At 64.8% G+C, this 26,325-nt stretch carries 20 protein-coding genes and 3 pseudogenes; 12 read left to right on the top strand and 11 right to left on the bottom strand.

The window, feature by feature from the left end; all coding sequences use genetic code 11:
* Window positions 1-86: 86 nt before the first annotated feature.
* Window positions 87-359 (top strand): annotated as a pseudogene (locus tag ICJ04_RS16165) (transposase); the annotation flags it as partial.
* 30 nt (window positions 360-389) lie between these two features.
* On the opposite strand, the gene ICJ04_RS16160 reads toward ICJ04_RS16165, so the two are convergent.
* Window positions 390-1,552, bottom strand: a protein-coding gene (locus tag ICJ04_RS16160; protein ID WP_188325191.1) for an IS3 family transposase whose coding sequence is annotated in 2 segments (ribosomal slippage) — window positions 390-1,282 and window positions 1,282-1,552 — 1,164 coding nt in all. Because the reading frame shifts where the segments join, the coding sequence is not laid out codon by codon here.
* Window positions 1,553-1,618: 66 nt separating this feature from the next.
* Here ICJ04_RS16160 and ICJ04_RS16155 point away from each other — a divergent pair.
* Together ICJ04_RS16155 and ICJ04_RS16150 are read left to right on the top strand one after the other, a co-directional pair.
* Window positions 1,619-1,765: pseudogene (locus ICJ04_RS16155) on the top strand (IS5 family transposase); the annotation flags it as partial.
* Between the two features lie 451 nt (window positions 1,766-2,216).
* Window positions 2,217-2,705 (top strand): hypothetical protein, encoded by a 489-nt coding sequence (locus ICJ04_RS16150; RefSeq protein ID WP_188325190.1) that lies wholly within the window; start codon window positions 2,217-2,219, stop codon window positions 2,703-2,705.
* 364 nt (window positions 2,706-3,069) lie between these two features.
* Here ICJ04_RS16150 and ICJ04_RS18415 read toward each other — a convergent pair.
* Window positions 3,070-3,324: pseudogene (locus tag ICJ04_RS18415) on the bottom strand (IS30 family transposase); the annotation flags it as partial.
* 214 nt (window positions 3,325-3,538) lie between these two features.
* Between ICJ04_RS18415 and ICJ04_RS16140 the strand changes: the two are divergent.
* On the top strand, window positions 3,539-4,450 hold the full coding sequence (locus tag ICJ04_RS16140; RefSeq protein WP_188325188.1) for a type II CAAX endopeptidase family protein: 912 nt from the start codon (window positions 3,539-3,541) through the stop codon (window positions 4,448-4,450).
* Window positions 4,451-5,081: 631 nt separating this feature from the next.
* Here the strand turns inward: ICJ04_RS16140 and ICJ04_RS16135 are convergent.
* Complete coding sequence (locus tag ICJ04_RS16135) at window positions 5,082-5,987, bottom strand: LysR family transcriptional regulator (protein WP_188325187.1); 906 nt, start codon at window positions 5,985-5,987, stop codon at window positions 5,082-5,084.
* A 136-nt stretch (window positions 5,988-6,123) separates the two neighbouring features.
* On the opposite strand from ICJ04_RS16135, the gene ICJ04_RS16130 reads away from it, so the two are divergent.
* Together ICJ04_RS16130 and ICJ04_RS16125 are read left to right on the top strand one after the other, a co-directional pair.
* Complete coding sequence (locus tag ICJ04_RS16130) at window positions 6,124-7,533, top strand: amidohydrolase family protein (RefSeq protein ID WP_188325186.1); 1,410 nt, start codon at window positions 6,124-6,126, stop codon at window positions 7,531-7,533.
* Entirely contained in the window at window positions 7,530-8,009 is a 480-nt protein-coding gene (locus tag ICJ04_RS16125) for a DMT family transporter (RefSeq protein WP_188325185.1), read from the top strand. Before ICJ04_RS16130 ends, ICJ04_RS16125 begins: the two co-directional genes overlap by 4 nt.
* A 235-nt stretch (window positions 8,010-8,244) precedes the next feature.
* Here the strand turns inward: ICJ04_RS16125 and ICJ04_RS16120 are convergent, their stop codons facing one another.
* Window positions 8,245-8,694: a hypothetical protein gene (locus tag ICJ04_RS16120; RefSeq protein ID WP_188325184.1), complete on the bottom strand. Its 450-nt coding sequence runs from the start codon at window positions 8,692-8,694 to the stop codon at window positions 8,245-8,247.
* Window positions 8,695-8,882: 188 nt separating this feature from the next.
* Window positions 8,883-9,758 carry a LysR substrate-binding domain-containing protein gene (locus ICJ04_RS16115; RefSeq protein ID WP_188325183.1) on the bottom strand — a complete coding sequence of 292 codons (876 nt, stop codon included), beginning with the start codon at window positions 9,756-9,758 and terminating at the stop codon, window positions 8,883-8,885.
* Between the two features lie 111 nt (window positions 9,759-9,869).
* Between ICJ04_RS16115 and ICJ04_RS16110 the strand changes: the two genes are divergently transcribed.
* Window positions 9,870-10,739, top strand: a complete 870-nt coding sequence (locus tag ICJ04_RS16110; RefSeq protein ID WP_188325182.1) for an NmrA family NAD(P)-binding protein — start codon at window positions 9,870-9,872, stop codon at window positions 10,737-10,739.
* Window positions 10,740-10,897: 158 nt separating this feature from the next.
* Here the strand turns inward: ICJ04_RS16110 and ICJ04_RS16105 are convergent, their stop codons facing one another.
* The gene (locus ICJ04_RS16105; protein ID WP_188325181.1) at window positions 10,898-11,437 is read right to left on the bottom strand and encodes a hypothetical protein; all 540 of its coding nucleotides are present in this window, start codon (window positions 11,435-11,437) and stop codon (window positions 10,898-10,900) included.
* Window positions 11,438-11,717: 280 nt separating this feature from the next.
* On the opposite strand from ICJ04_RS16105, the gene ICJ04_RS16100 reads away from it, so the two are divergent.
* Together ICJ04_RS16100 and ICJ04_RS16095 are read left to right on the top strand one after the other, a co-directional pair.
* Complete coding sequence (locus ICJ04_RS16100; RefSeq protein ID WP_188325180.1) at window positions 11,718-12,503, top strand: DUF3011 domain-containing protein; 786 nt, start codon at window positions 11,718-11,720, stop codon at window positions 12,501-12,503.
* A gap of 56 nt (window positions 12,504-12,559) precedes the next feature.
* Complete coding sequence (locus ICJ04_RS16095) at window positions 12,560-13,231, top strand: class I SAM-dependent methyltransferase (RefSeq protein ID WP_188325179.1); 672 nt, start codon at window positions 12,560-12,562, stop codon at window positions 13,229-13,231.
* 67 nt (window positions 13,232-13,298) lie between these two features.
* Here the strand turns inward: ICJ04_RS16095 and ICJ04_RS16090 are convergent, their stop codons facing one another.
* Window positions 13,299-13,733 carry an H-NS family nucleoid-associated regulatory protein gene (locus ICJ04_RS16090; RefSeq protein WP_188325178.1) on the bottom strand — a complete coding sequence of 145 codons (435 nt, stop codon included), beginning with the start codon at window positions 13,731-13,733 and terminating at the stop codon, window positions 13,299-13,301.
* Window positions 13,734-13,903: 170 nt separating this feature from the next.
* The gene (locus ICJ04_RS16085) at window positions 13,904-14,326 is read right to left on the bottom strand and encodes a BLUF domain-containing protein (protein WP_188325177.1); all 423 of its coding nucleotides are present in this window, start codon (window positions 14,324-14,326) and stop codon (window positions 13,904-13,906) included.
* A gap of 81 nt (window positions 14,327-14,407) precedes the next feature.
* Here ICJ04_RS16085 and ICJ04_RS16080 point away from each other — a divergent pair, with 81 nt between their 5' ends.
* Window positions 14,408-14,749 (top strand): hypothetical protein, encoded by a 342-nt coding sequence (locus tag ICJ04_RS16080; RefSeq protein WP_188325176.1) that lies wholly within the window; start codon window positions 14,408-14,410, stop codon window positions 14,747-14,749.
* Between the two features lie 92 nt (window positions 14,750-14,841).
* Window positions 14,842-15,504 carry a hypothetical protein gene (locus tag ICJ04_RS16075; RefSeq protein WP_188325175.1) on the top strand — a complete coding sequence of 221 codons (663 nt, stop codon included), beginning with the start codon at window positions 14,842-14,844 and terminating at the stop codon, window positions 15,502-15,504.
* Here the strand turns inward: ICJ04_RS16075 and ICJ04_RS16070 are convergent.
* From ICJ04_RS16070 to ICJ04_RS16060, 3 genes are all read right to left on the bottom strand, one after another.
* Window positions 15,467-15,763, bottom strand: a complete 297-nt coding sequence (locus ICJ04_RS16070) for a hypothetical protein (RefSeq protein ID WP_188325174.1) — start codon at window positions 15,761-15,763, stop codon at window positions 15,467-15,469. The genes ICJ04_RS16075 and ICJ04_RS16070 overlap by 38 nt on opposite strands.
* A gap of 470 nt (window positions 15,764-16,233) precedes the next feature.
* The gene (locus ICJ04_RS16065; RefSeq protein ID WP_188325173.1) at window positions 16,234-18,840 is read right to left on the bottom strand and encodes a TonB-dependent receptor; all 2,607 of its coding nucleotides are present in this window, start codon (window positions 18,838-18,840) and stop codon (window positions 16,234-16,236) included.
* Between the two features lie 1,036 nt (window positions 18,841-19,876).
* Entirely contained in the window at window positions 19,877-21,187 is a 1,311-nt protein-coding gene (locus tag ICJ04_RS16060) for an acetamidase/formamidase family protein (protein WP_188325172.1), read from the bottom strand.
* 166 nt (window positions 21,188-21,353) lie between these two features.
* Between ICJ04_RS16060 and ICJ04_RS16055 the strand changes: the two genes are divergently transcribed.
* Window positions 21,354-26,147: an ATP-dependent helicase gene (locus ICJ04_RS16055; RefSeq protein WP_188325171.1), complete on the top strand. Its 4,794-nt coding sequence runs from the start codon at window positions 21,354-21,356 to the stop codon at window positions 26,145-26,147.
* The last annotated feature ends 178 nt before the right edge of the window (window positions 26,148-26,325 follow it).

Raw genomic sequence — 26,325 nt, 5'->3', positions numbered from 1 at the left:
GGGCCAGCGCAAGAAGACGCGCCGCGAGTTGTTCCTCAATGAAATGGATCACGTAGTGCCCTCGAAGCGTCTGCTGGCGCTGAGCGAGCCTAGGCCTTGTGCACCATGTGACATGCACGGCTGCCAATGTCGGCGACGTCACGGTCACGCACGAGCTTCTGCACGGGAAGGAGGGCTGCGTGCTGGGCGATAGTGGCTATACCGGGGCGGAGTCGCGGCCCGAGCTTCAGGACTCCAAGGAAGCCTTCCTGATTGCGAAGAAGCGCGGCAAGGTGAAGGGGATCAAGGACGCGCGCGATCGCCAACAGCACGAGCGCTGGGAGCGTTGCAAGGCCAGCATGCGGGCGAAGGTGGAGCATTGATCTAGCCCCCGAATCATGGACACGGGGTTAAGCTATATTTTCAAGCTCGAACTGATCCGGGCTGACGTAGCCCAAGGTCGAGTGCAGGCGTGATCGATTGTAGTAGACCTCGATGTAGTCAAACACCTCGGCTTTGGCTTGCTCGCGTGTGGCGAAGCGCTCGCCGTGGATGGCCTCCACTTTCAGGCTGTGGTTCCAACTCTCCATCGCGGCGTTGTCATAGCAATTTCCCTTGGCGCTCATGCTGGGCACCAACCCGTAGTTCTCCAGCAAGCTCCGATGCTCTTTTGAGCAGTACTGCGAGCCGCGGTCGCTATGTACGATCACACCACGTGGGAACTTGCGCCGGAAAAGAGCCATCAGCAGGGCGTCGCACACCAGCGTCGCGGTCATGCGACTGTCCATCGCCCAACCTACGACTTTGCGGGAGTAAAGGTCCAGCACCACAGCCAAGTACATCCAGCCCTCCTCGGTCTGAATATAGGTGATGTCGCTGACCCAGGCCTGGTTTGGCCGCTCGGTGCGGAAGTTCTGATTGAGCAGGTTTTCAGCCACCGGAAGATTGTGCCGAGAGTTGGTCGTTGCCTTGTATCGACGTGCTGCCTTGGCGCGCAGACCTTGCCGGTGCAGACTTTCGGCGACCTGACGGCGCCCGCGGCGGAGCCTTCGACTCAACCGCTGCGCGCCTTCGCGGCGTCTGGCTGTCACGAATGCACCCTGCACTTGGACATCCAGTTCTGACTGCCGCTGTGCTCTGGCCGAGGGCTTGCGGCGATGCCATGCGTGGAAGCCGGTTCGGGAAATCGCAAGCACACGACACATCAGAGATACCGTGTGCTCACCAACGTGCTCAGCGATCACGGCGCACTTCACTTGGAACCCTTGGCGAAGTGCGCCGCCACTTTTTTTAGGAAGTCGTTCTCTTCGGACAACCGCGCCACTTCGCGCTTGAGCTTGGCCAGGTCCGCCTGGGCCGTGCGTTGCTCCTCGCTGAGCGAATCCCTCTCCTGTGCGCGGGCTCGCCACGTGTAGAGCTGCTGAGCCTGCAGGCCGAGGTCCTGCGCAGCCTGGGCTACACCATCGCGCCGAGCACGCTCCAGCGCCTGCACCTTGAACTCCTCGCCATAGCGTTTACGGGTCGTCGGCGGCGCGGGCTTCTGAGCACTCTTCTTGGTCGTCTTCTTGATCATCTGGGCACCTTCAAGTTGTGATATCAAATCACTTAACCGGGTGTCCATGAAACAGGGGCTGGATCACATCCCTTCCGCGTCATCAAGCGCCTGTTTGGCTACACCAAGGTGCGCTACCGAGGCCTGGCCAAGAACAGCGCACAGGTGTTGACCCTGTTTGCGCTGTCCCATCTGTGGATGACACGCCGGCAGTTTCTGCCGGCGACAGGATAATTGCGTCTGGGGACGCCCGACGGTACCTTCAAAACCCCGTTTTTTTTAAACAATATCCGCTGCTCAGACAGGGGGCGGAGGTCACTCGGCTCATGAATCCAGCAGTGCGGGTGATCTGCTCAGGCCTTCCCTAGAGCACCCTCTGCCTTGATGCCTAGGTACGCACGGTGCTTTCTAGCTCCGCATGCCCACAGCAACAGTTGGACCCCCTTGAGGTCTCGCGTCCTGCGCTGGATCAGCGGGGATACTGCTACGGTGGGAAGCGATGGGAGGGTAGCCTTTACCGAGGCGACCTTGAGCTGGCGAAATCTGCGGGTGTAAACAGCTACGTGGCCACGCCGAGTGGTTCTGTCATGGGGTTTGACTTCAATGGGATGAGCAAGGCGGTGAGAGCCGCGGGTTCGGATGAAAGTGCATACCTACCCGCTGAGAACTATTTTCTCGAGCTGAAATGATGAATGCTCATTTGGGTGCAATCACGGTGGTAGTGGCGTTGGCCCTGTCGGTGCTTTCCGGCTGTGAGCGCCCCTCGGAATCTCAGGCGCAGGGTCGAGTGCCTGGAGCCTGCAAGATGCGCGGCAACGGCGATGCGCCTCCAACCTGCATGACTTCAATTTCAAGCGTTCTTGCGGCGCCAGAGCGATATGAAGGGATGAAGGTATCGTTTGGAGCGTGGGTGGACCAGATAAACGATGTTGTACTTGTCTTCCCGTCGGAGGATGCGATGGGTTTGAGGGATACGGCTAGCTCGATGGTCATCTACCCGGAGAAGAATGTGCGGTCTGAGGATCGTTCGCTCTCGGGTTTGTCTGGGAGTGCTAGATTTGTTCGGGTCACCGGCTTCTTTTATCGAATAGAGGACGGGGTTCGAAACTCCCGCGTGGATCCTATTGATTCGGGTAGATTCGGTGTGTTGGAAGGCGTAACGATTGAGGACTGAAGCGGGCGCCAACTTTCCTGCAGAGGCCATTCGCGCCAGTGACTCATTCCAAGTGAGTTTGTACACGCAGGGCGATGCGCTCGATTCTCATGCTGAGCCGCACACTCGTAGTGTTGTGCGTCTACTGCGCCCGGCGGCAGAGCAGGGCCCGCAGTAACGGGGGATCACCGATGACACGCTGCGCGCAGCCGCCCACCTGGGCGTGGCGGGCCATGAAGGCCTTGAGAGGACAGACCTTGACAGGATCGACGCGCTGCACCTGCTGCTGGATGTCCCTGATGCCGGCAGCTTCTCCGCTGTCGCGCGCCAGCGCGCCATCGCTACGTCCACGGTGGCGCTCGCCGTCAGTCAGTTGGAACAGGGATGCGATCGAGCGGATCGTATGGCCGGCAACCAGCGCCCGGGATACGTCTTCGCGCTCAACCAGACTAAGCGCCCGCGGGGATCGTCGACGGACCGGCGGCCGGATCCCGCCAGTCTCGGCGAGAACCCGTAGCACGGATGAGTGATGCCGATCGAACAGCCTCGCAATCTGGTGCAACGACTCGCCCTGCCGCCAGCGGTCCCACATCAGGGCTTTGTGGCTGTCGGTGTACTGAATCCTTGTCGTTCGCTTCATTCGCAACACTCCTGTTGCTTGGGCAGCTGTCTGTGTTTCATCGAACATATGAAACCGCCACCCAAAGCGGACACCACGGGCGACGACTCAGCGTCATTTCGTCGGCGATCCGGGTGATTCATCGGCGGCTTCTGTGGCTTGGTCGCAAACGGGTTGCTACGCCCCCGTGCGGACGGCAACTTGCAGCGGCGATCACCTCGACATGGAGCCCCGCATGACCCCCGTTGCCCTGTATTCGCCCGATCCGGCGCGCGGCTGGCTGCCCTGGGCCTGGCTGACGCCGATCCTGATGATCCTGTTCAACGCGGTACCGGTGATCGCGCTGGACGGGTGGATGCAGTCGCAGCATTGGTCGACGCCGCGCGGCGATCCGATCGGCCTCGCTGGCTTGTATGCGCTGCTGTGGATCGGCGTCGCGCCGACGCTGGCGGCCGTGCTCGCCTGGGTACGCTTCGTCGAAGGGCGCTCGCTGGCGAGTATCGGGCTGACCGGTCCGGCGCCGCTGAAAACGTTCCTGCGCGGACTGGCCTTTGGAATCGGCACGACCGCGCTGGTCGTAGTCGCGATCTGGATGGCTGGCAGCATGCAGGCGGCGGGCTTGGGGCAGGCCTGGCGGTCGCCCGTCAGTCTGCTGCACATCGGTCTGCTCCTATTGAGTTTCATGTTCCAGGCGAGCGTGGAGGAAGTCATCTTCCGCGGCTGGATGCTGTCGGTGGTGGCGCGCAAGACCAATGTCGCGGTGGCAGTGCTGCTGGTGTCGCTCGTTTTCTGCTTCCTGCATTTCAGTCCGCACCAGCCGCCTCGGGTCATGCTCGGCACGTTCCTGCTCTCGCTGTTCGCCTGCGCCTGGGCGCTGCGGACCGGCAATATCTGGGGCGTGATGGGCTGGCACGCGGGATGGAACTGGTTGCTCGCGACCGGCTTCGAACTGCCCGTCACCGGCATCGATGCGCACTTGCCGGCGCTGCTGGTGGCGCTGCGCCCGCAAGGCCTCGACACCCTGACCGGTGGCGCCCAAGGGCCGGAAGGCAGTTACCTGTGCAGCGTCTTCTTCGTCGCCGCGATCGCGTGGATCCAGTGGCGAAAGACGCGCGGAGCTCAGAACTTCTCGCCGACCAGCAGGTAACGCCATTGCGCGGGCGGCATCGCCCCGTCCGCGCCCTTGACGATCGGATGCCGGTTCACGCCGTACCGGCGACGACCAAGCAATGGAGCGTCTGCTAGCGCTCGGTGGGCCGCTCGACGCTCCGTTACGGGGCTTCTCGGTATCGATCGACCCGAGGCCGGGCCCTCGCTAATCGAGAGGGCCTTGCGTCTGCCGCGGACGCGCCAGATCGCTCCACTCATCGCGCGCCGCCCCCGAGATTTCGGCGGCGCGCAGGGCGTACGTGCAAGCTCATCCGGAAGCAGCGGGTGCTCGCTTTGCAATTTGCTACTGGTGCGGATTCCGCTCCAGATATTTAGCGAACTAGAGGCAACTTAGGTTCGGGATGCGAGTGCCATTACCGGCTGGAGCCGAGACTGCCTTTACTGAAGTGTCAACAAAGGGTGATCTGGCTTCCTCGACAAAGCTCGACTAGGCCCACCTTCGGCTTACGCTTCGCGACGACTGCTCCTGGCCGAAAGCGGACACCTTGCCCGGCGGCGGCTTTCGGGAGGCATCTGTCTGAGGGATACGCTATCTCTAGCAGTCCACACGAGAGATAGATGCTCGACACCGCCTCGGAATCTCTGGACGCCACGGCTGACTTCGCGATCTATGCCTTCTCGCTCTTCGCGGAGAAAAGCTCTGTAGCCCAAGCTATGAATGCTTGGACGATGGGCGATCCATAACGGTGGTGCGGATACAGGATCGAAACCGGCACCGACGGCGGACGCCACTGCTGAAGCACCTCAAGCAGGCTGCCATCCTGCAACTGCTTCTCGACCAGTACGCCTTGCAACTGTGCCAGGCCGTATCCCTTCATGCACAGCTTGATGTAGAGCTCGGTCTCATTGACGGCGACCGAGCCCTCCATAGGTACTACCTGTCTCTTCCCATCGACCGAGAAGAGCAGGCTGGCACCGCCCCTCAAACCAGAGGAAAAATGGTGGACCGCGCGGTGCCCGACGAGGTCTTCAAGTGATTCCGGGACGCCATATACCTCCAGATAGCTTGGCGCGGCGCAGGTGATCCAGCGGAAGTTGCCCAGCGGCCGGGCTACGAGGGTGGAGTCTTCCAGCGGCCCGGTCCGGATCACGCAGTCCACACCCTCCTGGACGAGGTCGACCGGCCGGTCACCCACGCCGATCATCAGATGGACCCCGGGATACTGGCGGCGGAAGCTGTCCAGGTTCGGGAGGAGTATCGAGTGCGCGAGGCCGCCTGGCATGTCGATCCTCAACCGCCCCCGCAAGTCCTGTGGCGACGACTTCAGGCCGCTTTCCGCCTGTTCAATCTGGTTGAGAATCTCGCGGCACTGTACGTAGTAGCGCTCGCCGTCCGAGGTGGGGCTGACGCTGCGCGTAGTCCGATTGAGCAGGCGGACGCGCAAGTGCTTCTCCAAGCCCTTGATCAAGCCGGTGACGGTGGACGGGGGCATGGAGAGGGCCTCGGCGGCACGCACGAAGCTCTTGGCTTCTACCACGTGCACGTACACCTGCATCGCAAGGATCCGATCCATTTCGCTTCCACCCTATGGTCACAGTTCGCTCAATAATTATTCGCATCTTACGAATAATAAAAACGAGGAGTGCGACTTTTTCGCAGGGTTCGCGAGGCATAGAGTGCATTCCATCCCAGAAACCGAGCTTGCCCCAATGAGCACCCTCCCGCGAGACATTCTTCAGCAACCCACGGCCGCCGCTGTCGAAAAGACGCTCATCCGCGGAGCAACCATCATCAGCATGGACCCGGCTGTGGGCAACCTCGTGAAGGGCGACATCCTGGTCACGGGGCGCGCCATCACTGCCGTCGGCGAGAACCTGAGCGACGAAGACGCGATCGTCATCGATGCCAACGACATGATCGCCATCCCGGGCATGGTGGACTCCCACCGCCACGCCTGGGAGGGTCAGCTGCGTCGGATCAACTCCAACGCCGAAACCTTGGAGCACTACTCCAACGCCACGCATTTGTCGTTTGCCAAGCATTACCGGCCGCAGGACATGTATGTCGGCACCCTGCTGTCCGCGCTGGGCGCGATTGATGCAGGTATCACCACTGTCATCGACAACTCCCACAACAGCCGCACAGCCGCGCACTCCGATGCATCGGTTGAAGCCCTGCTCGATGCCGGTATCCGTGCGCTGCATGCATCGGGCGCCCCGGTGTCCGGCAACTGGGACCGCGCGCACTGGCCGGGAAACCTCGCCCGCCTGCAGGAAAAGTACTTCAAGGACCCCGCCAACGACCTAGTCACGCTGGCCACCATGGCCGATCTCGAGCCGGAGCTCTGGGCCGAGGCACGTCGCCTGGGCATCCCGATCGTCACCGAGTTCTTCGGTGAACAGATGGGCGCCCAGCTCCCTCAGTTGCATGCGAGGGGACTGCTGGGCCCGGACAACATCTTCAACCACTGCACCTGCCTGAAGGATGAGGGCTGGGAGATTCTTCGCGATGCCGGGGTGCACATCAATGTCTGCCCGCGCTCCGACGCCCACTATGGCATCGAAGATGGCATGTTCGCCTGGGATGCGGCGATCCGGCACGGGCTGCGCCCCGGCTTCAGCGTCGACAACGAGACGTCGTACAGCGGCGACATGTTCATGGAGATGCGCGTGGCTTATTATCTGGAGCGCGTGCTGCGCGTCAATGCACGTCCACCACTTAGTGCCGGCACCAAGCAAGATCCGCTCAATTCCCACCGTCTGCTTGAGGCTGCCACGCTTGACGGCGCGGCGTGCGCAGGGCTGCAGGACAAGATTGGCAGCCTGACGCCGGGCAAGCAGGCCGACATCGTGCTCTTCCGCACCGGCGACATCAACCTATACCCGTCCAACAATGCGTTCGGAACGGTCGTGCATGCGGCAGAACGCAGCAACATCGACACCGTGATGGTCGGTGGCCGGGTGCTGAAGCGGGGCGGTGAAATGTGCGGCCTGGATCTGCCCAAGTTGCGCGCTGCGGTGGACGAATCCTGCGAGCACCTGTTCTCGGCAGCCGGCTACACGCCGGACGTGTTCGCCACGTCCTTCCCCGCTCTGGCCAATCACTCAGGAAAAAAATGAACAGCTTCGGTGCCTGGGCCTTTCCGTTGGCAATGGTTGCGGGAATCGCCGTCACGTTGCAGACCAAGTTCAATGGTCAGTTGGCAAAGGGCCTGGGCGGTGATCCTGTTGCAGCCGCCATCTTCTCCTTCATGGTCGGGCTATTGTCGCTCACCATCATTGGTCTCGTGCGGGGTAACACCTTGAGCCTGCTCGCGGGCATCCCCGCGCAGCCCGCATGCGTGCTGCTGGGAGGCGTGATGGGCGCCTTCGCGCTGCTCAGCAACGTAATCCTGGTACCCCGCATTGGCATGGCCGCCCTGGTGGGGCTGGTCATCGCTGGACAGCTGCTGTCCTCACTCGCCATCGATCACTTTGCCTTGCTGGGTTCTGCCCATCGTCCTGTTTCCATCATCAAGCTTGGAGGTGCGCTGGTCATGGTGACGGGTCTCGCCATCTCTCTGTTCGGAGACCGCTGGTCCAGATTGTTTGTGTGATTGCGAGAGGAACGGCGCAGGCTACGCATCGAAAGGCAACGTCGAGGCCGCGCGCTCGAACCTTGGCTTGACCGAAAACGTCCGCTTCTGGCCGAAAGCGGACACCCAATGGTTACAGGAATTTGGTAAGCCCCATCGACTCCGCGCCAATCATGAGCGCGCCGTTGGTCAGCCAAGGCTGTGGAAGACAGCCTTGGCTCCATGGGTCCGATACCCTGCACCAGCAAGAACCAAATCAGTTTTCCTGATAATCGCTTTCGTCGTACGCGCCTGCCACCGTGCATGTCAGCTTCGGCGAGGTGTCTCCGCCCAGCGTCAGCTCGCCCATCGGGGTGGTGCGCCCGTCCTCGGCGTTGAGTTTCGCCGCCTTGCGGACAGCGGCCAGGCTCGCACCCAGGTCGGCTGTGTAGCTTTCGCCCAGTTCGCCACTGGCGTCGATGAAGATGGCCACCTCGCGTACCGGCAGGCCGAACACCAGGAACGGCACCGGCGGCTTGATGGCGGCGGTTCCGCCCTCCGCATCGCGGGGCAGTGACATCCACGCTGCACCGGTGGTGTCAGGTTTCGTGCGGCATTCCAGCGCCGCTTGAAGCGTCGGCGCGACGGCCTGCCACTGCGCGGTGTCCAGCGCATGCGCTGCCGGGGCCGCCAGTACGCCAACAAGCAGGGGTGCCAGGCTTTTCATGGGAACGCCACGCACACACGCCATCCATTGCGTCAGGGTCATCACAGGTCACTCCGGGTTGCATTGCAGTGTCTCGAATGGCGCCGGCCCGAATGGCCGTGACACGGACGCGCCAAGTCTACGATGCGGCAAGGTGATCGCTTGGTTGCGCGGTGCGCTGGCAACCAGCGGCTACCGTCGATCATTCCCTATCCCTGCAATGTCAGGGCCATATCCGGGTAGCGCGCACAGATGAAGTCCACGAAGGCGCGCACCTTCGGCGTGGCCAACCGGCGCGAGGTGTGCAATACCCATAGCGCGGGCTCGGCACCGGTGATCACGCCCCACTGGATGAGCGCGCCACTGGCGATGTGCTGCTGCGCGATGGACGCGGGAATCAGTGCGGCGCCGCCACCGGCCAGCGCGGCATCGCGGATCATCAGGAACGAGGAGAATCGCAGCCGCGGAATGGGCTCCAGAATCAGGCGTCCGTCGTCGAGATTCCAGTGCCCGGGCTGGAAGGTGGCGGCGACAATCGCAGGCACCGCGCGGACGCTGCCGCGCTCTGGCATCGCCACGCCGGGCGCGGCAACCACCACCAGCCGGTCCTTGGCGAAACAGCGGCCGACCAGAGCGCTGTCTGGCCGCGGATTGGTCCGGATCACCACATCGAAGTGTTCTTCAATGAGGTCGACCATGCGGTCCTCGGCCACGACCTCGACGGTCACCTCCGGATAGGCGGCGCAGAAGTCTGCACCGATGCGCCCCATGGCCAGCTGCGAAAACAGTACGGGGGCGGCGATGCGCAGCACGCCTCGTGGAGAGGAAACGCCATCCCGCGCGGCAGCCATGGCCTCGGCCACCTCTCCCAGTGGGGATTCGATGCGATTGACCAGCATCTGGCCGGCCTCGGTCAGGATCAGGCCGCGCGCGCTGCGCTCCACCAGCCGCACGCCCAGCTGGTCCTCCAGATCCGAGATCCGGCGGGACAGTGTCGCCTTGGATCTGCCGCTGGCCCGACTGGCCTTGCCCAATCCGCCGCTGGCCGCGACCAGCAGGAAGTCGCCCAGATCATTGAGGTCCATGGTGTTTCATAGATGAGACGGCGGGTCTACATAATGTGGTCTGCGTTTTGATAGTGCAACGGACTATCGTTTGCTCGTCCGATCCCCATCCATCCGCTGAAGGAGTTTCACATGAGCATTCTCGTTACTGGTGCCACGGGCACTGTCGGTGCATTGGTTGTCGAGGGCCTGGCCGGTGCCGGTGCCGACGTCAAGGCGCTGGTCCGCACACGCGGCAAGCGCGCCTTTCCTGCCGGCGTCACCGAAGTGGTGGGCGACCTGACCGACGTCCCGTCGATCCGCGCCGCGCTGTCTTCGGTCCGCACCTTGTTCCTGTTGAACGCGGTCACCCCCGACGAGGTAACGCAGGCGCTGATCACGTTGAACCTTGCGCAGGAAGCGGGCGTCGAACGCATCGTTTATCTGTCCGTGATCCATGCGGACACCTTCACCAACGTGCCGCACTTCACCGGCAAGCACACGGTCGAGCGCATGATCGAGAGCCTCGGCATTGCGGCCACCGTGCTGCGTCCGGCGTACTTCATGCAGAACGAGCTGATGGTCCAGCAGACCATCCAGGACCATGGCGTGTACCCGATGCCGATCGGCTCGGCCGGCGTGTGCATGATCGATGCGCGCGACATCGCAGAGATCGCTGTGGCGGAGCTGCTGCGACGTGACCGTGCACCGGCGGCGCTGGAGGCGCTCACCCTGGAACTGGTGGGCCCGCAGGCCATGACGGGCGCATCGGTGGCGGCCGCGTGGGGCACCGCCCTGGGCCGTGAGGTGGCTTACGCCGGTGATGACGTGGCGGCGTTCGAAGCGCAGATGGCCTCCTATGCGCCGTCCTGGCTGGCCTATGACATGCGCCTGATGTTGGGGGGCATCCAACTGCACGGCATGCGCGCCGCAGAGGGATCTGTCGAACGGCTGCAGGCGATCCTGGGGCACCCGTTGCGCACCTATGAAGCGTTCGTGCGTGAGGCAGCCGCGGGGGGCTGATTGCACAACAACGGCAGCCAGAAACCCGGTTCGCCCCGGGCGCGGTGGGCGTCGCGCAGCGAGGGGCTCAGTTGCTGCTGCGGGACCAGTGCCTTTGCATTGCCCTTGTCATGCCTGGAGGGCCGTCAGGACGTCGGCCCCATACTCCCTAGGCACCGTCACTTCCGCCTATGTGCCTCGGAGCGGACGGCGTTGAGACAGCCGCGTCCGAATGCGTCGAAGAAGAGGATCACATCATGGTCGGCGGCCACATGCTTGAATCCGATGAGGGGTTGCGGAGAGCCGGCCGGCGACGCCCAGTACATTTTCGTCGGCGCGAAGTGGTCCTTTGCGATCTGCCGTTCAATACAGCCTCCCGATACCCTCATGACCAGGTCTGCATTGCTCGTCAGGCCGGGATCGACAGATGTGGCTATTGAAAGACGGCCGACAGTTTCTGTGCTCAGGTCGACGCGACCCTCGAGGTTGAATTCTGTTTCCGCGCTTGTCGTTCCTGCACGTTGGCCGTGCGCTGCGAGCAGCGTGCTGCGCTCGTGTGTAACCTCAGAGGCGAGCATCCGCAGCCGCATCAATGCGCTCAGTTGATCTGCGCGTGATGCGGGCTCGGTCGGTATGGCGGAGCTGGGAGGGGAGGCAAACGCAATGCCTGGGTCGACACTCAGTGCGCTTATGAAAAGTAGTTTCATCACGTCATTCATTTCGCACCAGGATCGTTTGCATCGCAGTGAGCTGGCCAGCACGGGGTACACCTCGCGCATCGGAATCACGTCCGGCATCGCAGGATAACGTGCCGGTCCGGGTGCCGCTTGCCCCGCTTCCGAGCGGGGCAATAAGTGCAGACTGATTCAGCGCAGCGACGCCCTCCGGTATGCCTATCTCATTGCAACGTGACCAGCGCGCCCTTTAGTCCGTGCACACCGACTGCCACGTGCGACTGCTATCGTCCGCTTTCCTCGACAGGTCTCACGGATGCTCACCATGTTCAGGTTCTCGCACCTTGCCGCAGTCGTTCTGCTGACCCCCTTGGCGGGCGTTTCTCCCGCGGCCAACGCGGCCATCCCGCTCTTCAACGGCACCTGCCCGGGCGCCATCGAGGTGCATGCCGATGAGGGCGGCCCGGTCTACATCAACGGCCGCCAGACGCAGTTGAAACGCTTCAACGACAATTACTATGAGGCGCGTGACGCGAGCAGCGGCGTTACCTTGTCCATCAACCGTTCGCCCGATGGCGGCGTGCAGATGAGCTATACCGGCAGGGGCGGCGCCAACGGGGTCTGCCAGGTGGGCAGCGCGGGTCAGTCGGGTGACGGCGAACGGCCGCGTCATGATCGTCCTGCCACCGACCGTGGCGAGGGGGCGTTGCCGGCTGAGGTGACCTGCGAATCGCGTGACCGCAAGCAGACCGAGTGCGACATGGACACCCGCGGCGACGTACGGGTCGTTCGTCAGCTGAGCAGCACGCGCTGCGTAAAGGGTGAGAACTGGGACCTCAACCGCCACTCGATCTGGGTCAAGGACGGGTGCCGCGCGGTATTCCGCAATACGTCCTCGCGGGGGCGACCCACCGAATCGCGGGCTGATGGGCGAGGGGCGTCCGCCGCGTGCGACGACCGGGCCAATGCGGAGGGCCGCGTGGTCACCCGCGTACCGGTCAATGAACAAGTGACCGAGCTGATCATCGATTATCCGGACGGCCGTTATCTCTGCATGGCCAACGACGACGGCACCGTGCAGTCGCTGACGCGCATGCGCAGGCAGCCCTGAGGCTTAATGTAATCGTAAGTGTTACATTTGCGGTCAACCTCGAAGAGATGGCCGCCATGTCGTTTTCTGATCCCGCTGCGGTATCGCAGTACATCGATAACCTGGTGCGCAACGTGCCAGGTGTGCATGCCCTGCATCAGATGGCGCAGGTGCTGCTGGCCGAGCGGGTGCCTGCGCACGGGCAGGTGCTCGTGCTCGGTGCCGGGGGTGGGGTCGAAATGCGGGCATTTGCCGAGGCGAGCCCGACGTGGCGCTTGGTGGGCGTTGACCCGTCGGCCGAAATGCTGGCGCTTGCGCACCACACGCTTGGCGACCTGTCGCTGCACGGCGAGTTGATCCAGGGCTATATCGACGATGCACCTGACGTGCTCTTCGATGGCGCGACGTGCCTGCTGACGCTGCACTTTCTGTCGCCGGACGAGCGGTTGCATACGCTTCGCGAGCTGAAACGTCGGCTCAAACCGGGTGCTCCCCTGGTCATTGCCCATCACAGCGTGCCTGACGAACCCACCGAAAAAAGGGTATGGCTGCAGCGCTGGGCCGCATTCGCCATGGCGCGCGGAGGTACCGACGACGACCTCGCCGCCCGCGCCGAGGCGCTGGCGAGCAGGTTGCCTACGCTTTCACCCGAGCGCGAAGTGGCGCTGCTGGAAGAGGCCGGGTTCGTTGAACCCCGCCTGTTCTACGCGGCGCTTTCCTTCCGCGGGTGGGTCGCCTACGCCGGGTAGAGCCGACTTCAGTCGGCTGCCGTCGATCGGCAGCCCTCAGTCGCCTGCTCTCGATAATCTCCCCGCATCAACCCGGATAAAGCGGAAACCGCTCATCAGGGTGGCGCTTCTTCCATTCGGTGTGCGCCACCGTGCCTTCCCAGGCGAGGAATGCGTTGGGCGGGCGGCCACGGCCTGACCACGTCTCGCCACTGAACGGCAGCCAGAAACGCGGCGGAAGCTCCTCTGTCGGCCGCTTGGCCGGGCGCGCTGCCTTGGCAGGCTTCTCGCGGGACGCCACGCTCGAGGTCGCCTTGGCACCAATGGTCGCCAGGATAAGCGCCTGTTGTTTCGGGCTGAAATCGGCGTAGTACGCCTTGAGCAGCAGGTTCACCCGCTCGAAGGCTTCCTTGGTGGCGGCACGCAGCAGCGCCTGGTCGTTCAGGCCTGAGCGTGCGATTTCCTGTTCAAGTGCGGCTTTTGCAGTGGAGGCGGATCGAACGCCTGGGGACACGCGCGGCATGGGATTCCGGTGAGGCAGTGGAAGGGCCGGGGCAAGATAGCAAATGCGGGCATGCGGCTGCGATCAACGTAACGCTGAGCCAAGCCGGGGTGCGGCGAGCGCAGCGGCATGAGGGCATCAGTCGCTGACAGATTCCGCCGAGCGTGGCTCGGCGCTACCGATGTGACGGGTCAGTCGCGGACTGGATGTACGCCCACGACGTCGATCAGGCGGCCCACTGCGGTGGCGCTACCTTCCGCCGCGCTGGGGGCGAAACCTGCCCAGCTGGCCTGCGCGACCGCATCGAACGTCTCCGGGTCCACGTCGAACTTCTTCATGGGCCAATACGGGAAATAGCGCGATCCGGCATGCCCCTGGGCAATGACCTCGATCTGCGTGTGCCGCGTCGCCTGATGGATCCGACCATAGACGGCAGTTACGCCATCCTCTGGCCCCTCCAGGTACTGCAGATAGCGCGCACCGTCGAACAGCAGGACACCGCTCACTCCCGCCGTGCGGTTGAACGTCTGCGCATTGTTTACAAGCACTTCCAGCTCAGGAGGGCTGATCTTTGGAGAAACCTTACTTACATACACCAACGCCCTTACAGGCATTACCGGCACCTCATGACGCAACACACTCTGGACTGGGAACGCTAACACTTAACGCGTTCATAACCGATAGAAATAACCTGAATGATTTATCTCTGCCCGGTCGAAGGGCGGGCGCGTCTTGATGCCGGGATCACGCTGGCATGGAACTCCCCTTACGCGCGGTTGGCTACGTTGGCGGTCAGATCATTCGAGACTGACCTGATGATTGACACCGGCGTATTCCGAATCAGAGATTTCCAAGCCGCAAAGGGACCGGATGGCGCCATTGCGTTTGTGCAGACCATCCATGCCGAATGCAAGCGCTGTGGCCATATCACGTGCATCGAGGAGCGGGACATCCAACAGCTGTTTGGTGGACTGGTCGTCAAATGCGAGAACTGCGCGACGGTACAGACGTTGAGCAATGCGGCACTCGGCAGGTAGGCTGAGAGCAAGAACCACCAGGTTGCAGATGCTGGATGCCGCCGCTTCAGCGCGCCCAGCCCGGCGGTAGGTACTCCAAGGAAGGTAACGTCATGTCACTGCCGGGCTATCGGATAAGCACGTACGTCGCATTCGCGATCAGCACCGCCTGCCTGGCACTGATGACCACCCGCTCGCCCAACGGTGGAATGTTCTACATGGCGGGCATGGTCGCAGGGTTGGTCGGGCAGCGGCTGTGGCTGCGGGCGACGCCCCGTGTCATCGGGTGGCCATTGCTGGAGCTCTACCTCCAGTTGTGCGTGAGTGCATTGTTTGCTGCAGCGTTGGCGGCGATACGGGGCGACGCGCAGCCATTGGCCCACCAGGCGGGCGTGACGCTGTTATGGGCCGCCGTGCCCGTGGCGACAATGGCAATGGGCACGCTGATGGCACAGCGGCTTCAGTGGCGGCGAGGGATCTGTATCGTCCTTGCGCTTCTGTTCACCGCGTTGGCCTGCGTGGGCGTCCGATGGGGCGACACCCGCTCCCAGCGCCCTCCATGGGATGCGGCGCTGCTGCCGCTGGTGGGCTATTGGCCCGGCGTTGTCCACGCGGTGTACGGGATTCCGATCACGGTGCACTTGCCCGCGTCAGGGACGAGCAGAGCCGATGACGGCGGTCGGCAGGGTCGTGCTGGACCGCCGGGTGGGCTTCGGTCCAGGCAGCTGGGGAACAACGTCACGGCCGATCCAGATGCGGACTCGCCGACGCCCTGACCAGCTCGCGGGCGGCCACCAGCAAGCCATCGGTCAGATGCTCACCCAATAGCGAAGCGATATCGCCATCGCATCGGGCGATATGCTCGGCCTGCAGAATTTCCAAGGTGGCATCCAGGGCGCGCAGCACGCGAACGGACACAACGACGCGCCCGGTCCGCTGCAGGTCTGAGCTGACGCCGTCTGTAGAACGATCGGCGTTTTCCGCCGACGCGATCAGGCGCAGCGGCGGGGTAGGGGGAAGATCGGAAGAGCTCATGCAAGCGACCTCACAGTGCGTTGAAGCCACCCGCGCAGAAGCACGGGGTGGCGGGCGATGCGGGTTGGCATACCGGTGTACAACACGAAAAAGGGCCGGCGGATCAGGGATCCCCACACACCGCCCGCCGTATGACCGGAAGACGATGCAGTGCATTCTCCGCCGTGCCCCGAGGGCAGAACAGAGCCAAATCGTGTTGCACAAACAGGATGCCAATCCCGGCCGACGTCGTGATGGCGCCAGCGTCATCATCGTGCGTAAGCCCACACTCCCGCGTCCATCAGGAAATCTGTGAAAGACGGTGGCGGAGTGCAGCCCGCGACATGCCGTTCGCTCGATATCGCGCTTGGTGGACGCAGGAGGCATGTGCGGCCGTCTTGCCAGTCAGGCTCTATGCGGATGAGCGGCGTGCGGATAAGACAGGCGGCAGGCACTTCCCTGGCCCGCCGCCTGCCTCCCGGAAGAACGGCCTAGAACTTCCAGCCCACCCGCGCGTAATAGAACCCGCCGTTGAAGCCATACGGTGAATGGACCGGGTACTCGGCGCCGGCAACGCCCGCCCAGGGATTCTTTGAGGGCACGCGGTCGAACAGGTTCTGCGCGCCGACGCTGAAGTAAAGTCCAGAGTCGAAGTTCCAGCCCACGTCTGCATCCACCAGCAGCGCGCTGCCGGCATGGATGGGCAGGCCGCCGTCCGCTGCGGAGATCACGCCACTGTCCAGATGGTCTTCGTACCACGACCCGTAATAGTTCAAGCGCAGGTTGGCATGGAAGATCTGACGCTGGTGGTTGATGCTGAAGTAGCCCTTTGTCTTCGGCAGGGATTCCTCCAGCTTGTAGACGCGCGCCGCATCGATGAAGTCGGTGTCGTAGCGGTCGACCTCGGTGCGGTTCCAATTGGCGGCGAGCGAGTACGTGGTGGTGCCACCGAAATGGTCGCTGCGATAGCTGGTGACCAGATCCACGCCGGTGGTGGTGGTGTCGAATGCGTTGCCGAAGTAGGTCACCTGCGAGATCGACGCGGCTTCCGGGTTGCCGCCGGCCACCAGCGCTGCGCGTTCTTCCGGCGTTACCGCGAAGCTGGTGCTCAGGGCGATGCGGTCCTCCACCTTGATCTGGTAACCATCCACGGTGACCAGCCAGTCGCCCTCGGTCCACACCGCGCCCAGCGAGATGTTCGTTGACTCCTCCGGCGTGAGCGGTCGTGCACCTTTGAGCTGCGCGATCGGATCGGTCGGCGGCAGCGTGGCGATGTCTTCCAGGGCCGTCCCCCCGAACACCGTGCTGATCTGGCTGATGTTGGCCTGGCCTGGCGTCGGTGCACGGAAGCCGGTGTTGACTGCACCACGCAGGGCAAACGTCGGGGTGAAGTCGAAGCGCGCGGTGAGCTTGCCGATGGTGGTACTGCCGAAGGAATCGTAGTCCTCGTAACGCAGTGCGCCGGCCAGCAGGAAGCGTTCGGTGAGCTGCGCTTCCAGATCGGCGTAGGCCGCCCAGTTGCGTCGGTCGAAGGTGCCGGCCGTTCGCGCACTGAACCCGTTGAAGCCGTTGGAACCCAAGGCGAAGCCTTGGTCGGTCAGTGGACCGATGGCCGTCGACGGTCCGTCGCCCGGGCTGATCGTGAAGCTTTCTTCGCGCCATTCCGCGCCCATGGCCAACCGCAGCGGCTGGCTGCTGAAGGTCGTGGCAATATCGCGGCTGACATCGACGTTGAGGTTCTTTTCTGTCTGGGTATTGCCGCCGGGGCGGAAAGAGAGACCGGCCGGCTGGTTCGGGCCCAGCGATGCATTGACCGTGTTGTAGATGACGAAGTCGATGTCGTTGCGGCCCCACGACCCGCTGACGTCCCAGTACCACTCGTCCCAGGTGCCCTTTGCCCCGGCAACCACCGAGGTATCTTCCAGCGAGCCGCCGAAGCGCGGCGTAAAGCCACCAGGCAGGCTGGACAGGAAGGTGTAGCAGTTGGCGGGCAAGGCGGCGACCGCGCCGCTGACCCCGCTGTACGGCAGCAGGTTGCCGGCACCGTCGCGCAGTGCAATGGTCGGGCACGCGCCTGCACCGGTCAGGTTGCCGACCAGCAGGGTATCGCCGCCATCGTTGGAGTACACCCCGGAGCGCGCCGTTGGATCACGGTAGTAGAACCCACCGTCGACATCGCGCTTGGCGTAGTTGCCGAACAGATAGAAATCCACCGTATCGGTGGACAGACCGAGGTTGTAGACCAGCTTCAGGTCATCGTCGACCTTCGGTGAACCCCACACCTGCGCGGGATCGTCTACGCCCGGGTATCCGGCCGCCGCCGCGGCGCCGGCATCGTCCCGCTGCACACTGCGCGAGGTGTCGTCCGCCTTGCGCCACTCAGCGGTCAGCGTGGCAAAGCCGCGCTCGCTCAGTGGCAGTCCGATCTGCGCCGAATACTGCGTGGTCAGGCCATCGCCCTCGTAGTACTTGCCGGTGAACACCTCGGCGCTGCCGCCTTCGCGCAGTTTCTTCAGGCCGAAGTTGATCACCCCCGCGATCGCATCCGACCCGTACTGGGCCGCTGCACCATCGCGCAGCACCTCCACCTGCTCCAGCGCCAGCGACGGGAACGCCGACAGGTCCGGACCCTGTGCACCGTCGGACAAGCCATGCCCCAGGAACGTGATCACCGCAGCGCGGTGGAAGCGTTTGCCGTTGATCAGCAGCAGCGTGTTGTCCGGCGGCAGGCCGCGCAGGTTGGCCGGGCGCACCAGGCTGGCGGCATCGTCGATGGGGATCGTGCTGACGTTGAAGGACGGCACCAGCACCTTGAGCTGGTCCAGTGCGTCGGTGGCACCCTGGTTGCGGAACTCGTCACCGCTGATGATGTCGATCGGCACGGCAGACGATGAGACGGTGCGCGGTTTGGTACGGCTGCCCAGCACGGACACGGTGTCCAGGGTGGCGGCTTCGGCGGTAGGTGAGGTGTTTCGGTCCTGCGCCACCGCGATGGAGCTGGTGGTCAACAGGGCGGTGGCCAGCGCCACGTGTACTGCAGATGCCAATGGCGAAAAGGCTTTCGGAGCGTGAACACACTTGCCAATGCGGTAGTTCATGCATGCACCTTGCAGTCGGATTGTGGGATTTCGGGTCAGGTCAGGTCTTCATTCCTTGGTTCTCCTTGCGTGCCAGAGGTTCTGGTGCGCTGCAGCAATAGTTAACAGAACTTAAACCGTACTGCAACGAATGTGTGCTGAGTCTGGCGGTTGGGGGGGTAGCGCCGAGCCACGCTCGGCGAGCGCAGCGGCCTGCGTCAGGCACCCGTGCACCGGACCGGAAAGCCGCCGAGCACGGCTCGGCGCTACGAAGTGACGGCGGAGCGGGGTGGTAGCGCCGAGCCACGCTCGGCGAGCGCAGCGGCCTGCATCAGGCGCCCGCGCACCGGACCGGCAAGCCGCCGAGCACGGCTCGGCGCTACGAAGTGACGGCGGAGCGGGGTGGTAGCGCCGAGCCACGCTCGGCGAGCGCAGCGGCCTGCGTCAGGCGCCCGTGCACCGGACCGGAAAGCCGCCGAGCACGGCTCGGCGCTACGAAGTGGCGGCGGAGCGGGGTGTTAGCGCCGAGCCACGCTCGGCGAGCGCAGCGGCCTGTATCAGGCGTGCGTGCACCGGACCGGAAAGCCGCCGAGCACGGCTCGGCGCTACGAAGTGACGGCGGAGCGGGGTGGTAGCGCCGAGCCACGCTCGGCGAGCGCAGCGGCCTGCATCAGGCGCCCGTGCACCGGACCGGCAAGCCGCCGAGCACGGCTCGGCGCTACCAGGTGGCGGCGGAGCGGGGTGGTAGCGCCGAGCCACGCTCGGCGAGCGCAGCGGCCTGCATCAGGCGTGCGTGCACCGGACCGGAAAGCCGCCGCGCACGGCCAGGCGTTACGAAGTGACGGCGGAGCTGGGTGGTAGCGCCGAGCCACGCTCGGCGAGCGCAGCGGCCTGCGTCAGGCACCCGTGCACCGGACCGGAAAGCCGCCGAGCACGGCTCGGCGCTACCAGGTGTCGGCGGAGCGCGGTGGTAGCGCCGAGCCACGCTCGGCGAGCGCAGCGGCCTGGGTCAGGCACCCTTGCACCGGACCGGAAAGCCGCCGAGCACGGCCATGCGTTACTTCGCCGGAGCAGTCACGGGCGTCAGTGTCCGCAGCACTGTCTTGTCGATCTTCGCGGCCACGCCCACGCTCCGTCCGGCCAGGTTGGCCACGTTGTACTGCACGGCCACGCCAAGCACCTGCGTCGCCTCAGACAGCGTCAATCCATAGGACTGTCGGAGCCATTGCAGCATGCCGGCCGTAGCAAGACGCAGGGCGTCGTCGCTGGAGCCGCCTTGCCCCAGCGCCATCAGCTGGGTCGGGGATTCAACGCGCGGGGTCGCGATGGACTGTCGCTTCACCAGGTCCACCTTCACGATGACATCCAGCGAGGTCTCCAGCGCCCACTGCGTGGTCTCGCCATCACCCTGCAACGCATGCCCATCGCCCAGGTACAACAAGGCGCCGGGCTGCTGCACGGGCAGGAACACCGTGTTGCCTTCGACAACCGCATTGAAGTCCATGTTGCCGCCGAACACATGGGTGTCGCCCGTGGAGATCGGGGGATAGCCGAACCCCGGGGCCAGTGCCAGCCCACCCAGCATCGGCTTCACCGGCACCTCGAAAGCCTTGAGTGCGCCGGAGGCCCCCTGTGGACGGGCGATGCCACGCGCACGGTCCAACTGCCAGCGTACCGGCTTGCCCAGCGCAGAAGCTTCACCGGCTACGCGAGCAGTCTTCAGACGGTCGACGAGGCCGTCTAGGCTGTCGGCGTAATCGCGGTTGAGCTTCAACGACACCAAGGTGATTGCCAGGGTGTCGCCGGCTTCTGCGCCGACAACAAAGAACGGGCCGACCTGGGGATTGCCGTACAGCGCCCGGGTGATGCCCCGCTCGTCTACGCCACCCGAATCCAGCGTGCGGGTCTGCACGGAATCGCCGGGATGGATGACCAGTACCGGCGGACGATCCGCACTGAAGGTATTGGAATAATCCGTTGGCGTGAACCGATGCACCTGCGGCGCGGACTGCGTGCGATCCGGGACACGCCAACCGGTGAACGCGTGGGCGGCGCGAGCTGCGCGATCATTGGTGTCCGGCTGATCGCTCTCCCCACGCATCCGCGCGTCGTCGATGCGACCGCGGTAGTGGCTGACCTGACCCTCCTTGTCCGTGACAGTGAAGGAAAAGCCGCCGTCTGTGCGCGACCCTGCCACCGCGTCACCATCCAGCGTGCCCTGCAGGCGTTCCCCGTGGGTGTCCAACTGCAGTGTCTGGTAGCTCGTGTTGCCCCACAGGTCGGTGCCGATGATCCATTGCTCGGCGGCGAATGCATCAAGCGGTGCGGCTGCGAGCAGCAGCGAAGTCAGTTTCCAGGCAATCGTCATGGCAGGGCGTCCGCAAGGCACCGGGCGGTGCATGCAGCGCAGCCTAGTTGCTATATAACCGCCGCCCCAGTGTCCAAGGTAACGCGAGCAGCGGTCGGGTCCACCGGCACCCGACGCAGCAGCCCCGTCATGCCGGCCTGCACGCGGCCGCTCGCATAATGGGGACATGTCCAGCCCCCTCGACGCACTTCCTGAAGTCTTTGGTCCCGCCACGCGCGCGTGGTTTGCTCACGCCTTTCCGGCCGCCACCCCCGCACAGGTACAGGCGTGGCAAGCCATCAGCGAGGGCCAGCACACGTTGGTGATCGCGCCGACGGGATCGGGCAAGACACTGGCCGCCTTCCTGCACGCCATCGACCAGCTGTTCACCGAGCGCGACCAGCAGGCACGTTCGGCCGAAACCGTGCCCGCCCCTGACCGCGCCGCTACCCGCGTGCTGTACATCTCGCCGATCAAGGCATTGGGCTCGGACGTGCAGCGGAACCTGCAGATCCCGCTGCAGGGCGTGCGTGCCGAGCGTGCACGCCGCGGTGATCCGGAAGTGGACCTCAGCGTCGCGATCCGAAGTGGCGACACTACCCCGGCCGAGCGCGCCCGCCTGCTGCGCCGCCCCCCGGACATCCTGATCACCACGCCCGAATCGCTGTTCCTGATGCTCACGTCGAAGGCACGGGACACCTTGCGCAATGTGCATACGGTCATCATCGACGAGATCCATGCGGTCGCCGGCACCAAGCGCGGTACACATCTCGCGCTGAGCCTGGAGCGGCTGGAGGCGCTGCTGCCGTCACCTGCGCAGCGTATCGGCCTGTCGGCAACGGTTCGCCCTGTCGACGAAGTCGCACGCTTCCTCGGCGGCGACCGGCCGGTACGCGTCGTGCAGCCACCGTCTCCGCGGCATCTGGCGATGCGCATCGTGGTGCCGGTGGACGACATGGCCGACCTGCCCACGCACGGGCCCGCGGCGGGTGGCCGCGAGCAGTCGTCACGGGTGGGCTCGATCTGGCCGCACGTGGAGGCCAGCATCCTGGATGAGGTGCTGCGCTGGCGCTCGACGATCGTCTTCGCCAACTCGCGCGGTGTGGCGGAAAAGCTCACGGCGCGCCTCAACGCCCTGTACGCGGAGCGCCTTGCGCAGGCCGCAGGTGAACAACCGGCACGCGGCCTGCAGGCTACAGCCTACGGTTCCTTCAATGGCGGCACGTCCGGGCGTTCGGACGGTGCGGAGCCGTTGATCGCGCGTTCCCACCACGGGTCGGTGAGCAAAGAACAGCGTCGTGAGATCGAGGTCGCGCTCAAGTCCGGTGAACTGCGCTGCGTGGTGGCGACGTCCAGTCTGGAACTGGGTATCGACATGGGGCTGGTGGACCTGGTGATCCAGGTGGCCGCGCCGCCGTCGGTGGCCAGCGCCTTGCAGCGGGTGGGCCGTGCCGGTCATCAGGTCGGGGGCGTGTCCACCGGCTTCGTCTACCCACGCACACGTCGCGATCTGATCGATGCGGCGGTGATCGTGGACAGCATGCTGGCCGGTCGCATCGAGGCAGTGGATCCGCCGCGCAATCCGTTGGATGTGCTGGCCCAGCAGACGGTGGCCGCAGTCGCGATGGATCCGCTCGATGTGGATGCGTGGTATGCCTGCGTGCGTCGCGCAGCGCCGTATCGCGAACTGCCACGCAGTGCCTTTGATGCGGTGCTGGACATGCTGGCAGGCCGCTATCCGTCGGACGACTTCGCCGGGTTTCGTCCGAAGGTGGTGTGGAACCGGGACAGCGGCCAGCTGACCGCGCGGCCCGGTGCGAAGCAACTGGCGATCACCAGCGGCGGCACGATTCCGGATCGCGGCATGTTCAGCGTGGTGCTCCCGGAAGGCGAGGAGCGCGCGGGCTCGCGCCGTGTGGGTGAGCTTGACGAGGAAATGGTGCACGAGTCGCGGGTCAACGATGTGATCACGCTCGGCGCCACCTCGTGGCGGGTGGAGCAGATCACCCACGACCAGGTGATCGTGACCCCGGCCCCAGGCCGCTCTGCACGCCTGCCTTTCTGGCGCGGCGAGAACGCGGGACGGCCGGCCGAGCTCGGCCTGGCCATCGGTGCCTTTTTCGCAGCGCTCGAACCGGCTGCACGTGCCGACGGCGCGTTGCCGGAAGCGCTCGCCTCGCGGCTGCAGGCATGCGGTCTGGATGCGCGTGCGATCAAGAACATGCTCAGCCTGCTGAAAGAACAGCGCGAGGCGACCGGCGTGCTGCCAACCGACCGGCAGCTGGTGGTGGAGCGCTGCCGCGATGAGCTGGGCGATTGGCGGGTGATGCTGCACTCGCCCTATGGACGCCGCGTGCACGATCCGTGGGCATTGGCCATTGCCGAACGTATCCGTGAGCGCTGGCACGTGGATCCGTCGGTGGTGGCGAGCGAAGACGGCATCATGGCGCGTATCCCGGACAGTACGGGGCGTGTGCCGGGGGCGGAGCTGTTCCTGTTCGATCCCGATGCCCTGCAGCGCAGCGTCACGGCGGCAGTGGGTGGCTCGGCCCTGTTTGCCGCGCGGTTCCGCGAGTGTGCATCGCGTGCCTTGCTGCTCCCGCGGCGGACCCCCGGTCGGCGTTCACCCCTGTGGCAGCAACGCCTCCGTGCGGGGCAGCTCCTGGACGTGGCGCGTGCCTATCCGGATTTCCCGATCCTGATCGAAACCGCCCGCGAGTGTCTGCAGGATGTCTATGATCTGCAGGCGCTTGGTGCGCTCATGCAGCGCCTGGTGGACGGCGCAGTACAGATCGCCGAGGTCACCACCGAGGTGCCGTCGCCGTTCGCGGCCAACCTGCTGTTCGGCTACGTAGCCGAGTTCATGTACGGCACCGATGTGCCACTGGCGGAGCGCCGCGCGTCCATCCTGTCGCTGGACAGTGGGCTGCTGGGCGACCTGCTGGGCCAGGTGGATGTCGGCGAACTGCTGGACACCGCCGTCGTGCAGCGCGTCGGCGATGAACTGCAACGGCTCGCTGCCGATCGCCTGGCCAAGGGCAAGGAGGGCGTCGCCGATCTGCTGCGTGAGCTGGGTCCGCTGACCACGGAAGAGATCGGTGCGCGCCTGCAGGATGGCGATGGCAGCGCCGAAGCCTTCATACAACTGCTGCATGACGAGCGCCGCGCGCTGCCGGTACGCATCGCGGGCACGGCGTACTGGGCCGCAGTGGAAGATGCAGGGAAGCTGCGCGATGCGTTGGGCAGTGTCTTGCCCGCCGATGTGCCGGAGGCCTTCCGCACGCCCAGCGCTGATCCGCTGGGGGAACTGATTGCACGCTACGCGCGTACGCGCGCCCCGTTTTTCACTGCGGACGTGGCCGAGCGATTCGGCCTGGGCGTTGTAGTAGCCGATGCGGCATTGTCTCGTCTCGGCGAGCAGGGCAAGGTGTTGAGCGGCACGTTCGGCACGGTGAATGTCGCAGCGGGTGCTGCTGCCTGCACGGACATCAGTCCGTTGGCGTATCACGAGTGGGTGAGCGAAGACGTCTTCCGGCGGCTGCGCGTGCGCTCGCTGCAGGCAGCGCGTGAGGCCACCCGCCCCGTGCCCGGGGACGCGTACGCGCGGTTGCTGCTCGAACGGCACGGCGTGATGAGCGGCGCGGTGGGACATGCCGCTCTGCCCGATGTCGGCGCCAGTGAAGGGACGATGGAGGGCGTGGACGGAGTAGTGCGCGTGGTCGAGCAGCTGGCCGGCGTGCCGTTGCCGATATCCATCTGGGAAAACCAGATCCTGCCTGCCCGTGTTCGGGACTATGTCCCCGCGTTGCTGGATGAGTTGCTGGCCACGGGCGCGGTGCTGTGGTGTGGGCACGGCAGGCTGGGTGACGACGACGGGCTGGTCTCGCTCCACCTGCAGGAGGTGGCCGCCGAGACGCTGCCTGCAGCATCTGGTGGCGCGGAAGCAGATACGGCATCGCCCCTGCACCAGTTGATCCTGTCCGTGCTGGAGGGGGGCGGTGCGTTCTTCGCGCGGCAGCTTGCGGCGGGCGTGCATGCGCGCATGCAGACCGACCCCGACGGTTCGCCATGCGTGGAGCTGTCGCCTGAAAACCTGCATGCCGCGCTGTGGGATCTGGTCTGGACAGGACAACTGACGACGGACATCTGGGCGCCACTGCGCGCGCTGTCCGGGGCGCGTGTGCAATCGCGCATCCGTGCCGCCAGTGTGTCGCGTCGACGCCGTGGCTTTGCCGGATTCCAGATGGCAGACAGCGGGCCGGCTGCGTCCGTTGGGGTGCAGGGGCCGGCTACATACGATGCCCCGTCGTTGGCGGGTCGCTGGTCGTTGCTGCAGCGCGGCTCCGCCAGCGATACCGTGCGTGCAGTATCACTGGCTGATGCGCTGCTGGATCGCCACGGGGTGGTCACCCGGGGCGCGGCAGTGGCCGAGGGCATCGCAGGGGGTTTCCCCGCCTTGCAACAGGTCTATCGGGGGATGGAGGATGCGGGGCGCGTGCTGCGCGGACGCTTCGTGCACGGCTTGGGCGGCGCGCAGTTCGCGGAGCGCGGCAGCGTGGATCGGCTCCGCGAGTTCGCCGAAGACAGCGTATCCGCGGGAAGGGACGTTGCTATTGGACTTTCGGTACTCGACCCTGCCAATCCTTATGGGACGGTGCTGCCTTGGCCGGCGCACCCGGCACGGCAACGGCCCGTGCGCCGCGCCGGTGCACTGGTGGTGATCGGCGCAGGGCAGCTGCGCATGTACTTGGCACAGGGCGGACGCAATCTGCTCACCTTCTTCGAGGGCGATGACCCTGCGCACGCCGCGATGGTGACCAGTGCGGCACAGGCGGTGGCCATCGCACTGCGACGGGGCAAGCGGTTGTCGTTCACCCTGGATCTCATCAACGATGAGGTGATCGGTCGCGGGCCGATCACCGATGCCCTGCGCGCAGCAGGTTTCCGTAATGCACCGCGCGGCTTGTCATGGGAGGGATGAGCGAGCGTCTCGGGTACCGGTAGCGCCGAGCCATGCTCGGCGAGCGCAGCGGACCGTCGGCGGGAACAGTCCGCCGAGCGTGGCTCTGCCCTACGGAGAATCGCGGGCATCGGTAGCGCCGAGCCGTGCTCGGCGAGCGCAGCGGGCCGTCGGCGGGAACAGTCCGCCGAGCGTGGCT

This window comes from Stenotrophomonas sp. 169 (assembly GCF_014621775.1).
GTDB lineage: Bacteria > Pseudomonadota > Gammaproteobacteria > Xanthomonadales > Xanthomonadaceae > Stenotrophomonas.
This window is presented reverse-complemented; position numbering and strand designations above follow the sequence as displayed.